This window comes from Pedococcus ginsenosidimutans (genome assembly GCF_039544395.1).
Classification (GTDB): domain Bacteria; phylum Actinomycetota; class Actinomycetes; order Actinomycetales; family Dermatophilaceae; genus Pedococcus; species Pedococcus ginsenosidimutans.
This window is the reverse complement of the sequence record NZ_BAABLO010000013.1, coordinates 313,212-325,832: the sequence shown is the minus strand read 5'-3', so window position 1 is coordinate 325,832 and position 12,621 is coordinate 313,212. Positions and strand designations below refer to the sequence as shown.

The following is a 12,621-nucleotide window of genomic DNA, read 5'->3' as shown; positions in this document are numbered from 1 at the left end:
ACTCCCCGAAGGCCCCTCCTGTGCCGCAACAACCTGCACCACTCGTGGGAGACAGCGCACACCCCGGACGTCCACCGCTTCATCCGCTGCGCGCGGTGCCTCAAGGAACGCGGCGACGGCCGCACCGGGACATCCCCGACAGGACTCAGCATGGGCGGCACCGGCTGAGCCCTCGACGCACCGCATCCGCGCTCGGCACAACGCATGACCCACCCGGCCGCACGTGCCCAGAGTGGAACGAGCAGGAGGGCAACGTCCGGGTTCGCGAGCGGTCGTCGACGTCGAGTTCGCGGAAGTGCTCGACGATGGTCACCCACCTCGAGGCTCTCGAACGAACAAGGACCTTGACGTCCTCGACGGGTTAGGCGCCCGTGAGCGATCCGCTCGCGGCGTTCACAGCCACCGGGGTGGCCGAGGGGCCGGCCTGAGCGCGTGACGTACCACCAGCACCGCATTGAGCGCACACCGTTTGGATCACGCCTACAAATTTGCCAACCACGCAGCCATCGTCGTTGCCCAATCGCAACGAGGGAAAGAACTCGTACAGGCCTTGCAGTCGAGCAGCACGAACTCACCGGATACTAGAGGACGTTTGGCTGGCCGCGCCGAGCTCCGGTGCCTCGGTGAGGACTTTCCTTACTGGTTCAAGGCCGCGGCTCCGCCGCGGCGGCGTGGGACCCCGCGGTGGGGCCCCGCGCTGCGGGCGGCGCTGGCGCGCCGTCCTCGCGCACCCCACCGCACCCCACGCCGACACGCAGAAGAGCAGCGCCCCGGACCATTAACAGGACACTGCTCTCAGCTCAGGCGACCATCACCTCTATTGCGCTGACGACGGCAGGGGCCGGCGCGTGCCTGGCTGCCGCAAGCCCCAGCCCTCACCACCGGCGTGGCATCCGTTCTCAGACCCGTCCAGCTGGCTCCCGCACCGGCATCGCAGCCGGACACCTTCCAGCCGACCCAGCTCGAGGTCACTGCGCAGACCCGACTGACCGGAGACCGCGTCTGTGGCGCAGGGGTGGCACACCAGCTTGAAAATGAGTTCTGGCGGGTGTCATCGAACCACCAGCAACGGAGCACGAATTGGCGAGGATCCGCGTCTGGCCTGCCGCTTCCGGACGTCTCATAATCCGTCGGTCGTCGGTTCAAGCCCGACCTGCCCCACCGCCACGTCATCGCTTTGCCATGCTCGTCGCAGCGGGTTGTCGGCTTGAGAGGACGTCCGGCCCATGGGGCCCCCCACGCTCTGGGCGCCTCGCGCCGGGCTCGCAACCCCACCGCCCGCCACGGTCAGTCCTCGCAGCACCCGTCGGCGCATGCCCCGGCCGGCGCCGTTGCACCGGACTCGTGCAGTGCCGCGTTCGGGGCACAGCAGGTGTCGCCCTTCCATGCCTCCCGCCCTTCCTTCAGGGCAACACCGGCGATCACCAGCGCCGCGAGGGGGTCGGCCCATGCCCACCCGAACAGGGAGTTCACGGCGAGCCCGACCAGCAGCACCGCGGACAGGTAGGTGCAGAGCAGGGTCTGCTTGGAGTCCGCGACCGCCGACCTCGAGCCCAGCTCCCGGCCGGTGCGGCGCTGGGCGTACGACAGGCCCGGCATGATCAACAGGCTCACCGCCGCCAGGACCAGCCCGACCGTGGAGTGCTCGGCCCCGGCCGACCCGAGCAGCGACCGGACCGCCTCGAACGTCACGTAGGCGGCCAGGGCGAAGAACGAGCAGCCGATCACCCGCAGGGCGACGCGCTCCCGCGCCTCGGGGTCCTTCCCGGAGAACTGCCACGCCACCGCCGCGGCCGAGGACACCTCGATGACCGAGTCCAGACCGAACCCGATCAGAGCCGTGGATGACGCCGCGCGCCCAGCCCAGAGGGCGATGACGGCCTCGACGACGTTGTACGTGATGGTGGAGGCCACCAGCAACCGGATCCGACGCGACAGCACGATGCGACGGGCCGAGACCGACGACGTGGTCAACTGGACCGAGGTCATGGCAGGGCCTCGTCCTTGTCGCACACGTCGACCGGCGAGCACGTGGGGTCCACGGCAAGCACCAGGCTCAGCAGGTCACCCAAGGCGTGGCCGATGTTCCGGTCGGCCAGCTCGTACCGCGTGCGACGCCCCTCCGGAACGGTAACGACCAAGCCGCACCCACGCAGGCACGCCAGGTGGTTCGACACACTCTGCCGGGACGCACCCACCTGATCGGCCAAGTCGCTCGGATACGACGAAGACTCACGCAGCGACAGCAGGATCCGGGCACGGGTCGGGTCGGCCAGCGCATGCCCGAACCGGGCCAGCACATCAGCAGGGGTCGCGGCTTCCACGGCGTTGACAGTACACGCTGTGCTGTATTCATCCAAGCCTGAACCGATGGACGGCGTACTGTGAAGAGCGCCGGACGAGGCAGCACCTCAAGGAGCCGCGATGGACAGGCAGGCCGTCCTGGACGAGCTCGAGCGGGCCCGGGCCGACTTCCACGACCTCGTCGACTCGGCCACCACGGCCGAACTCCGTCTGCCCAGCAACGGCACCAGGTGGACCAACGACCAGCTGCTCTTCCACATGCTGTTCGGCTACATGCTCGTCCGCACCCTCCTCCTCCTGGTTCGTCTGCTCTCCAGGGCGCCACGAGGTGTCTCCAGGCGATTCGCAGCCGCACTCAACGCGGCCACACGCCCCTTCCACGTGATCAACTACCTCGGCTCCCTCGGTGGGGCCCGAGTGCTTGGCCATGCCGGGATGGAGCGCGTCTTCGACAGTGTCATCGCCCACCTGAGCGCCAGCCTCATCAAGGAGTCGGAGGAGCAGCTCGGACGCGGCATGCATTTCCCCATCGGCTGGGACCCCTACTTCAAGGACTACATGACCCTGGCGGACGTCTACCACTACCCCACCCAGCACTATGACCACCACCGGCGCCAGCTCACCCTGCACCGCGCGACGCACAGCTGACACAAAGCGTTGTGAGGCAACACGATTCGGATCCCCCGACCCGACCGCCCCTCAGGAGTGACACGGCACGCCGTCCACCCGCATCCGGGTTCCGTCCAGTGATCGCCGGTCCGGACGGCGAGTTCTGACGCAGCTTCTACCCGCCGGGCATCTCCGGGCACTCAGCGTCGAGCGGGGACACCTGCGGTTCGACGAGCATGTGCTCATCGGCCAGCCGCGGAGGTGCTCGCACTCACTGGAGCAGGAGCCTGTTCACCTCGGCCTGGACGACGATGGGGTCGAAACCGGCTGCCGTCAGTCGCTTGATCCTGTCGGGCCCGTTGCCCCACTTGCCGGCAAGGACCTCGGCAGCGACCTGAGCCACTGACTGCAGCAGCTTGTTGACCTCGGCCTGAACAGCCTTCGCGTCGTGCCCAGCAGCCGTCAGCCGCTTGACTCTCTCCGGTCCGTTCCCCCACTTCCCGGCGAGGACCTCGGTCGCGAGCTGGACCACGGACTTCGTGAACTGGGCCGCACCCTTGATCGCCGCGGGAACCAGCACGGCGTCGTCCGCGACGTTGATGTCGACGTCCAGCCCACGAACCCTGCACGTGTGGTCGTCGAACTCGCCGGCGTACTGCCAGGCCCGCTGGCCGGTCTTGGACCACAGGTCGTCGGGCATGCCCGTCGCCCTGTGCGGGTCGAGCCCGTGGTCGCTCTGGTGCGTGACCCACGATGCGACCCAGACCCAGTCCGGTCGGACCGCTCGCTGGGCCAGCGGTACCAGGGCGCGGGGGTTGGAGTAGACGCCGGGTCGGAGCCCTGCGGCCCGGACCGCATGGCACCAGCCGCTGGCGTAGTCGAGCGACCTGGCCGGCGCCGCGTCGAACGTCTTGCCCTCGAGGTCGAGGCACAGCGGGATCCCCGTGCCCGAGTACCCGAACAGTGCGGCCCTCGTGCAGGCATCCCTGCCGTCGTGTTCGCCCTGGCTCTCGGTGAGAAGAGGCACGTCGTTCTGCTGGCGCCCCGCGTAGATGAGCAGGAAGTGGCCGACTCCGTGCTCCCTGTAGGCGCGCACCGTGTCGGGTGTCCAGCCAGAGGCACTCGATCCGGGACCTCCGATGTAGACGTTCCACCACGTCCCGCCGATGTCGTCGAGCATCTTCCTGGCGACATCCGCACCCGGCGCCGCGGCCCGGTCCAACCCGTGCACTGCCATGGCCATCCCCCAGCTCTCCCTGCCCCGGTGCTTGGTCCCCGCCACGTTCCCTGCACAGCGGGTGGGTCTTCCAAGGATGGCACCGCCCGCGTCAGGTGCGGTAGGGCGAGCTGGCGGGCGCCTCCCGTCCCGGTCTGCCTTCGGGTGGCGACCCGGGACCCTCCACTGGAATGCGGTGGAACCTCGGCGGCGGCAAGTGGTTGGGTCCTGTTGAAGGCCTTGCGTGTCGTCGAGTGGTGGAGGTGGTCGCGGTGGCTGGCTATGGAGCGCTTTCCGACGTGTACGAGTGGCTGGTCGGGGACGACAAGCTGACTCCCGCCACGGCAGCCGCGGCGTACTACGGCGACGTCGTGGACTCCGTGCCGCCGGACGCGCGCGTCCTCGACTGCGCCTGTGGGACCGGCCAGCTCGCCGCCCGGTCTCGCGGGTCTCGGCCTCGACGTCGTTGCCACCGACGCCAGCGACGGGATGGTTCGCCGGACCCAGCAGCTCGCCACCGAGCAGGGCGTCTCGCTCCAGGCTCTCCGCGCGAGCTGGGACGAGCTGCCCGACCACTTCGAGGACTCCACGTTCGACCTGGTGTTCTGCGTCGGCAACTCGCTCGGGCACGCCGAGGGCGCAACCGGTCGCCTGACGGCACTGGCGGCGATGTCTCGGCTGCTCGCTCCTGACGGGCGCCTCGTGCTCACGTCACGCAACTGGGAGCGCGTCCGCTCAGCCGGCTCGCGGGTGGACGTCCGTGAGGGGCTGGTGCGCCGCAACGACTGCGATGCGGTCGTCAGCTACCACTGGCAGATCGAGCCGCGCTGGGAGCAGGAGCACTTCCTCGAGATCGTGGTCGCCCGGATCGAACCGGACAGGACAGTGCGCGCCTGCTCCGAGCGGTTGTCCATCTGGCCCTACCGGTACCAGGAGCTCGTGGCGCAGCTGGACAGCGTCGGGCTCACGGTGCAGTCCACCACCTACGACCCCGAGAGCGATGGGTACCTGGTGGTCGCCAACCGCGGTCAGGCGGGAGGCACGTCCGAGCCGCCGCGCTGAACCCCTCTGCGTCGTCTGCCATTGCTGACCTGTCCGGTAGCGGTCGCAGTCGCGGTCGCGGTCGCGGCTTTCAGAGACAGCGGCGCACCGCGTCGACGAGGGACGCCCAGCGGGGGTCTCCGTGGGGCCCGATGTCGCGCATCCTGCTGCACACGTATCCCAGCGCCACCTCGTGCTCGCTGTCGGCGATCCCCAGACGACCGCCGGCCCCCGTGTGGCCGAACGAGCTCGGGCCGAACCCGGGCATGCTCGGCGAGGCCAGCTGGTAGCCCAGTCCGAACCGGATGTCAGGACCGGCCGTCCCGCTCTCGATGAGCGTCTCCACGTCGTCGGTGCGAGGTCGCACGGCCAGCTGCAGGGTCGAGTCGTCCACCAGGCGGGTGCCACCGACCGGGCCGATCACCGCCGCGTACATCGTGGCGAGCGCACGGGCGTCGGTGATCGCGCCGATGGCCGGTCGTTCGGCGCCGTAGTGGGCTCGCACCTCCTGGGGGTCGGCGAAGTCCGGGTCCATCGGCGGGTTCTCGCGGAGGAACTGCTGCCGAAGGGCCGCATACGAACCCGGCTCGAAGGCACCCTCCTCCCCCGGCTCCATCGGGCTGGCCTGCTCCCACTTCCCGGGCACGACCCGGTCATCGAGGCCCGCGGGGAGGCCCATCCACATGTCGACGCCCAACGGCTCGGCGACGAGCCGGCGAACGTGTGCCGCGATGGTGGAACCCGTTGCCCTGCGGACGATCTCGTCGAGCATGGTGCCGTAGGTGACGGGGTGGTAGGCCATGGCCGTGCCCGGCTCCCACAACGGCGCGGCGGCGGCCAGCGCCCTGGTCACCGCTTCCCCACGGTGCAGGTCCAGCCCCTCGAGGCCCGTGCCGAGCGGCGGGTACGGGAGGCCGACGGTGTGGGACGCGACCATCGCGACGGTGGCGCGTTCCTTGCCGTTGGTGGCGAACTCCGGCCAGTAGGTCCCCACCCGCTCCTCCGGGTCGACCAGCCCCTGCTGCACCAGCATGGCCAGCACCGTGGCGGTGATGCCCTTGCTGCACGAGGCGACCATCATCAGGCCGTCGCGTGGCATGACCCTGTCGTTGACGACGTCCCGGCCGCCCCAGAGGTCGGCCACGAGCCGGCCACGGTGGAAGACCGCCACTGCCGCCGCGTCCTCACCCGGGTCCTGGAAGTTGCGGCGGAAGGCGTCCCCGACGGCGCCGTACCCCTGCTCCACGAACCCGTCCGCCACAGACTCCATGCTGCGACAGTAGCCGCGCCCGGCCCGCACCACCCGGCTGGGCGTGGCCGCGGGAGCCCCGCCCGCGCAGCCGCAGTCGACCAGCTCTCACACCGAGCAGGAATCGAGAAGCCTGCGGGCGCCCACCCGTCCTAGCCTTGCGAGGACAAGGACGGCAACACGCCGCCACACCGCGAAGGGGGAACCGAGATGCCCGCGAAGACGACCACCACCCAGACCGACGGCTTCAGCGCCGAGGAGCGCGCCGCCATGAAGGAGCGCGCCGCCGAGCTACGGGCCGAGGGGAAGAAGGGGGCCAAGCAGGCAGACGGGCTCGAGGCCCTGCTCGACCGCATCGCCCAGATGGACCCCGAGGACCGCGCCCTCGCCGAGCGCGTGCACGTGGCGGTCACGACGGCCGCGCCCGACCTGGTGCCCAAGACCTGGTACGGCATGCCCGCGTACGCCAACGAGGACGGCAAGGTCGTGCTCTTCTTCCAGGACTCAGGCAAGTTCGGCTACCGCTACTCCACGCTGGGCTTCCAGGACGCCGCCAACCTCGACGAGGGAGACCTCTGGCCGGTGTCCTACGCGTTGCAGAAGTGGAGCCCGACCGTGGAGAAGCGCGTCCTCGAGCTGGTGCGTGCAGCCGTCTCCTGACGGTGCCCACGGTGTGGCACCCGCACGGATAGCCGTCGACGGGCTACACCAAGACCGTGACCGATCGACCACCCCGCCGCAACAACGCAGGTGAGGCACGCCTGCCCGCAGCCGTCGCGGTGGTGGTGGCCATCGCGTCGTACGCCGCCCTGCCCGAGGGCCTGCACCTGGGCCCCCGGGTCGTCGTGCCCGTGCTCGAGGTGATCCTGTTCGTTCCCCTCGTGGCGGCGAACCCGCGCCGGATGACCCGGGAGAACCGCTGGTTGCGCCACCTCTCGATCGCGCTGGTGCTCCTCATCGCCGCCACCAACGCCGCCTCCCTCGTCCTGCTGGTCGACGCCCTCGTCAGCGGGCAGGCGAAGCAGGGACCCCGGCTGCTGCTGGCGGCCGGACAGGTCTGGCTGACCAACGTCATCGTCTTCGCGCTGGCCTACTGGGAGCTCGATCGCGGCGGCCCGGTGACCCGCCGTCGCCAGTCGCGTCCGCGTCTCCCCGTGGCGGACTTCCGCTTCCCACAGGACGAGGACCATGACGCGGTCACAGAGGTCGCCGCGCGCTCGGCAGCGAAGTCGGGCTGGACCCCGGGCTTCATCGACTACCTCTACGTGTCGGTGACCAACTCCTCCGCCTTCAGCCCCACCGACACCATGCCCCTGTCGCCACGCGCGAAGATGCTCATGGCGGTGGAGTCCGTTTCGGCCCTGATGCTGTCCGTGCTCGTCATCTCCCGGGGCGTCAGCCTCCTGCAGTAGGGACGGGCGGCGCGTGTCGCACGCGGGCAGGGGGCACCCCACCGCACACCGGCTATAGCCTGCGCTCACGCCCGGGCGGGACCGCCCGGGCCACGACCGGCTCGAGCAGCCGCTGACGAGGGAGCCCCCACGTGCCGTTCCTCACCCGGTACTCAGACGACACCAGCACCCCGAGCGTCGGCGAGGCGCTCCGCGACATAGGCCTGCGGGCCATCGCCCCGGCCATCGTGTTGTGGGCGGCCATCGTGGGCATCGGCGAGCTGATCCGCGGCCCCCTCGGTGGGCTCAACAGCGAGAACGCCGTGAGCCGCGACGTGCAGAAGACCCGCACGCCCACGTGGGACGAGGTGACGGCGGTCTGGTCGCACATCGGCAACACCGAGATCGTCATCGGCGTCTGCGTGGTGGCTGTCGCGTTCCTGTGGTGGCGCACCCGCCAGTGGTGGGTGGCGGTGACCCCGGCCATCGCGATCGCCCTGCAGGCAACGGTGTTCGTCATCGCGACGGCCATCGTCGGCCGCCCACGGCCCACCGTGCCGCACCTCGACCCCGCGCCGCCCACGTCCAGCTACCCCAGCGGCCACGTCGGCGCCTCGACGGCGCTCTACGTCACGTTCGCCCTGCTGGCCCAGCGCATCGAGACGCCTTGGCTGCGGCGCCTGCTGACCACGCTGTTCCTGCTCGTACCGGTCCTGGTCGCCTACGCCCGCCTCTACCGGGGCATGCACCACCTGACCGACATCCTCGTGGGCGCCGCCAACGGCCTCGCCTGCGCCGCGCTCGCCTGGGGGTACCTGCGCCGCCGCACCAGCTGAGCCCGGCCAGCGGGCCACGGGCGACCAGGCCACGGCCGCCCAAGCAACCGGCCAACCGGCGACCGGGCAACCGGTCGGCGCGCCAAACGGGACGGACAGGACAGTTCGGGCAGCCCCGGTATGGACTGCCCCCCGTGCAGGCAAAGGTCCGGTATTGCCCATGTCGCCGGCCCCACCACCGCGCTACCTTCATGAGGTCGGCACCGCCCAGCGCACCCCCACTCCAGCAGCCGAGCCCGCCGACACCGCCCGTTCGAGCTCATCCACTCGACGGGCCGCGGTCCGGCTCCAGGGACTGACCGCCAAGCGCTCCCGTCCACCCTCCGGGGAGGGCGGGAGCGCTTCTCGTCCGCGGGGCCGGCGGCCCCGGGTCAGGGCCGGAGGCTCGTGGCGGAGTCGCAGGCCGTGACGCGGTAGAGCGTCAGCCTGCCGGCGGTGGCCACCGGCTCGAAGCCCGCGACGCCGTGGACGGCGAGCCCGGCATACCGTGCCTGCCGCCGGTCGCCGGGCCAGAAGGCGACGGCTCCGTCGAGGACGAACCCCACGTGCAGCCGCCGCACCGCAGGGCACACCCTGGGGTCGCTGGCAGCCCGGTCGAGGTGGCCTGCGACCACGTCCCTGTCGACGCCCCAGTCGCCGTTGAGGTGCGGGAACAACGTCGCGACACCACCCACCGGACCTGCGAGCGACGAGCCGTTCCAAGGGTTTCCGGCCACGACCTCGCCCCGCGGCACGATGTCCGGCAGTCGGCGCAGCAGCTCGAGCTCCTCCGGGCCCGCGAGCCCGTGACCGCCGTACCACGTCGCCACGACCCGGCTGTTGGCGCCGGCGTACGTCCCTCCCGTGACCCCTGCGACCACGATGGCAGCGATGGTCACCAGGACGCCGATCGTGAGGCCGTCGGGCAGCCGGAGGTCCCGGGCGACCCGTCTGCGCAGGGTGGTGACAGCGCCCTCGAGACCCAGCGCGGCGAGGGGGACGGCCGTGACCCCCAGCAGTGCCGCGAGCCGGAACGGGTCGTCGTACCAGGGGCCGCTCAGCGCACGCGCGAACGGCCCGTCGCTGCCTGCGACGAGGACGAACAGCGCCCCCGCGGTCGCGTGGCAGGCCAGCAGCCACCAGTGCTCCCGCCGGCGCGCTGCGATGACGACGCCGACGAGGACCAGCACTGCGGCGAGCCACGGCACGGGCGTGCGCATGGGCGCGGCCAGCGTCCACTCCCCCGCCGCCTGCGCCAGGCTCTGGCGCGCCGGCCAGCTCGTACGACGCGTGGTCGCGAACAGAGGCGAGGCCGCGACCAGCCACGCCTCGGCCACCAACACCACGGCAACGCCTGCCACCACGGCCGTGCGGGCAGGCCACGAGGTGCGCGGACCCGAGGCCCAGGTGCCCACGGCGACCGTGCCGATGACCGTGGTCTGCAGCAGCAGGCTGAGGACGGCATTGGGGTGGGCCAGGGCCAGACCCGGCACGCTGCCGGCGGCGACCACGGCAGGCGCCACGCGCCCCGCGGCGCGCAGGCCGACCGCACGGTGCACCCCGGCGGTGGGGTTCCACGGACCCCGCCACACCCGTAGCCCGCAGGCGAGGATGCCCGGCAGCAGGGCGGTCGCGAGGGCGTTCGGCCACAGCGTGCCGTAGGACAGCAGGAGGAACGGGGTCGCCCCGAAGGCTGCGGAGAGCACCCCGGCGGCCACCACGGTGCCGGTGCGACCCCGGAACGCCTCTGCCGCGAGGGCCACGCAGGACAGCGGCCAGACCACTGCGGCGAGCACGATGGACACCGCGGTGACCCCGGCCGTGACCGACGACCCACTCCCCTGCACCACCAGCACCACCACGTCGTGCCAGGCAGCGGGGTAGAACACCGCGCTGTGGTCGGGCGCGGCGACCGTGCCCAGCCAGAGGGACGAGGCGTTTCCCGACTGGAGCGCGCGCTCGACGGCGTTGAGGTGGAACACCGCATCGAACGTCTGCGGGAAGACCGCCGGGTCGCCGATGCCACGGACCACCGCCGCCGCCGCGCACAGGCCCCCGACCGCAGCGCCCGCGACCGCGGCGACGGTGGCTGGAGCCGGTCGGGCCCACCCGGTGACACCCGCGAAGCCGGCACGGGCGCCCCAGCGCACCCGCGAGGACACCACGCCCACGAGGAGGGCCACCAGCACGCCCGCCACCGTGGCCACGAGCACCACGCCCGGGCCGAACCGCACGCCCGCGCGCCCTGCGACGACCGCCGTGAGCGAGATGGTCGTCACCGACAGCGGGGCGGCGGCACCCAGGGCCAGCGTGCCGCGCAGCCCGGCCGCCCAGGCCGTCAACGCCCCCGGCACGAGCAGGACACCGGCCGCCACGAGCACCACGGGGAGCAGGGCCGACCACGTGGTCAACCGGCAGCCCTCAGGCGTTCGACCGCCGTCCGGACCGGGCCGTCGGCCACCAGGCGCCCGCGGTCCAGCAGGACCCCCCTGCTGCAGAGCCGCTCGACGAGGGGAAGGTCGTGGCTGACCACCACGAGGGTGCGTCCCTCACCGGCCAGCCGTTCGATGCGGTCGAGGCACTTGGCGCGGAACGCCTCGTCGCCGACGGCAAGGATCTCGTCGACGAGGAACACGTCTGGCTCGGTGTGCACCGCGACCGCGAACGCCAGCCGCAGGAACATGCCGGAGGAGTAGAAGCGCACCTGCGTGTCGAGGAACCGGCCGATGTCGGCGAACGCCGCGATGTCGTCGAAGCGCTCCTCGACCTGCGCCCGGGACAGCCCGAGGATGGCCGCGTTGAGGAACACGTTCTCGCGACCCGTGAGGTCGGGGTGGAAGCCCGCCCCGACCTCGAGCAGTCCGGCTAGGCGCCCCCTGACCCGCACCTGGCCGCTGTCGGGCGCCATGACCCCGGCCAGCAGCTTGAGCAGGGTGGACTTGCCGGAGCCGTTGCGGCCCAGCAGTGCGAGCGACTCCCCCGCCTCGATGGCCAGGTCGAGGGGGTGCAGGGCCGTGAAGTCATCGGTGCGCGCCCGGCCCTGCACGGTCCAGACGAGCGCCTCCTTCAACGAGTGCGTGTGGCGCAGGCGGAAGTGCTTCGAGACGCCTTCCACCTCGACGGCGGCCCGGTCGACGACGGTGCGGGTCTGCATCACAGCTCCTGGGCGAACCGGCCGGACAGCCTGCCGAAGACCCACTGCCCGACGACGACGGTGACGAGGGCGACGGTGAAGGCCACCGCACAGCGGCCACCGAGCCCGGGGGGCATCGCGCCCGCGTTGCCCGGTGAGGCGTGCGACCACGTGCCCCGGTGCACGAGCTCGACGGCCACCGTGAGCGGGTTGGCCTGGTACAGGCGGAACCACGTCGAGTCGGCGCCCAGGAGGTCGGCCACGCGCTGCCACGGGTAGAGCACGGGGCTGGTCCACACCAGCACCACCAGGACGAGGTCGACGACGTTCTCGACGTCGCGGAACAGCACGTTGACGGCACCCAGGAGCAGACCGAGCCCCAGGGCGAGGACGGCGAGCAGGACCAGGCCCGCGACCAGGGCCCCGACGCCGACGAGGTCGGGAGACCACCCCGCGACGACCGCACCGACGAGCAGGACCAGCAGCTGCGGCGCCAGGTGGACACCCGCGACGGCCAGGCTGGAGACGGGGAACAGCTCCCGGGGCAGGTAGATCTTGCGCACGAGGTCGGCGTTGGCGACCACCGAGCGGGTGGCGTTGCCGACGGCCTCGCCGAACGTGGTCATCACGACCAGCCCACCGAACAGGTAGACCGCGTAGTCACCGATCGCGTTCTGGCGCAACACCATTCCCAGACCCGCGAAGTACACGCCGAACTGGACGGCAGGCTTGACGTAGGACCACCCGAGCCCCAGCACCGAGGCCCTGTAACGCACCCGCAGCTCCTTGCGCACGAGCAGGGCCAGCAGGAACCGTCGGCGCGCGACCTCGCCGAGGCCGCCTCCGCGCCCCTGGACCACGAG

At 71.4% G+C, this 12,621-nt stretch carries 11 protein-coding genes and 1 pseudogene; 5 read left to right on the top strand and 7 right to left on the bottom strand.

Translation table 11 applies throughout. The features are described from left to right. Positions 1-1,287 precede the first annotated feature (1,287 nt). Together ABEA42_RS18445 and ABEA42_RS18440 are read right to left on the bottom strand one after the other, a co-directional pair. On the bottom strand, positions 1,288-1,989 hold the full coding sequence (locus ABEA42_RS18445) for a cation diffusion facilitator family transporter (protein ID WP_345505346.1): 702 nt from the start codon (positions 1,987-1,989) through the stop codon (positions 1,288-1,290). Beyond that, complete coding sequence (locus ABEA42_RS18440; RefSeq protein WP_345505345.1) at positions 1,986-2,324, bottom strand: ArsR/SmtB family transcription factor; 339 nt, start codon at positions 2,322-2,324, stop codon at positions 1,986-1,988. Before ABEA42_RS18440 ends, ABEA42_RS18445 begins: the two co-directional genes overlap by 4 nt. 100 nt (positions 2,325-2,424) lie before the next feature. On the opposite strand from ABEA42_RS18440, the gene ABEA42_RS18435 reads away from it, so the two are divergent. After that, complete coding sequence (locus ABEA42_RS18435; protein WP_345505344.1) at positions 2,425-2,952, top strand: DinB family protein; 528 nt, start codon at positions 2,425-2,427, stop codon at positions 2,950-2,952. Between the two features lie 295 nt (positions 2,953-3,247). Here the strand turns inward: ABEA42_RS18435 and ABEA42_RS18430 are convergent. Next, positions 3,248-4,093, bottom strand: a pseudogene (locus tag ABEA42_RS18430) (glycoside hydrolase domain-containing protein); the annotation flags it as partial. A 450-nt stretch (positions 4,094-4,543) separates the two neighbouring features. Between ABEA42_RS18430 and ABEA42_RS18425 the strand changes: the two are divergent. Then, complete coding sequence (locus tag ABEA42_RS18425) at positions 4,544-5,191, top strand: class I SAM-dependent methyltransferase (RefSeq protein WP_345505342.1); 648 nt, start codon at positions 4,544-4,546, stop codon at positions 5,189-5,191. 70 nt (positions 5,192-5,261) lie between these two features. Here ABEA42_RS18425 and ABEA42_RS18420 read toward each other — a convergent pair whose 3' ends face one another. Further along, complete coding sequence (locus ABEA42_RS18420; protein WP_345505341.1) at positions 5,262-6,440, bottom strand: serine hydrolase domain-containing protein; 1,179 nt, start codon at positions 6,438-6,440, stop codon at positions 5,262-5,264. 189 nt (positions 6,441-6,629) lie between these two features. Between ABEA42_RS18420 and ABEA42_RS18415 the strand changes: the two genes are divergently transcribed. The 3 genes from ABEA42_RS18415 to ABEA42_RS18405 all read left to right on the top strand — a co-directional run bounded on the left by ABEA42_RS18415 (position 6,630) and on the right by ABEA42_RS18405 (position 8,646). After that, complete coding sequence (locus ABEA42_RS18415) at positions 6,630-7,079, top strand: iron chaperone (RefSeq protein WP_345505340.1); 450 nt, start codon at positions 6,630-6,632, stop codon at positions 7,077-7,079. 56 nt (positions 7,080-7,135) lie between these two features. Then, entirely contained in the window at positions 7,136-7,831 is a 696-nt protein-coding gene (locus tag ABEA42_RS18410; RefSeq protein WP_345505339.1) for a hypothetical protein, read from the top strand. 131 nt (positions 7,832-7,962) lie between these two features. After that, the gene (locus tag ABEA42_RS18405) at positions 7,963-8,646 is read left to right on the top strand and encodes a phosphatase PAP2 family protein (protein ID WP_345505338.1); all 684 of its coding nucleotides are present in this window, start codon (positions 7,963-7,965) and stop codon (positions 8,644-8,646) included. A 371-nt stretch (positions 8,647-9,017) separates the two neighbouring features. Here the strand turns inward: ABEA42_RS18405 and ABEA42_RS18400 are convergent, their stop codons facing one another. From ABEA42_RS18400 to ABEA42_RS18390, 3 genes are read right to left on the bottom strand one after another with little or no spacing between them, the layout of a single operon-like run. After that, a complete protein-coding gene (locus ABEA42_RS18400; protein WP_345505337.1) occupies positions 9,018-11,036 on the bottom strand; it encodes a DUF6541 family protein in 2,019 nt (672 codons plus the stop codon). Further along, entirely contained in the window at positions 11,033-11,779 is a 747-nt protein-coding gene (locus ABEA42_RS18395; protein ID WP_345505336.1) for an ABC transporter ATP-binding protein, read from the bottom strand. Before ABEA42_RS18395 ends, ABEA42_RS18400 begins: the two co-directional genes overlap by 4 nt. Further along, positions 11,779-12,618: an ABC transporter permease gene (locus tag ABEA42_RS18390; protein WP_345505335.1), complete on the bottom strand. Its 840-nt coding sequence runs from the start codon at positions 12,616-12,618 to the stop codon at positions 11,779-11,781. Before ABEA42_RS18390 ends, ABEA42_RS18395 begins: the two co-directional genes overlap by 1 nt. Positions 12,619-12,621: the final 3 nt, after the last annotated feature.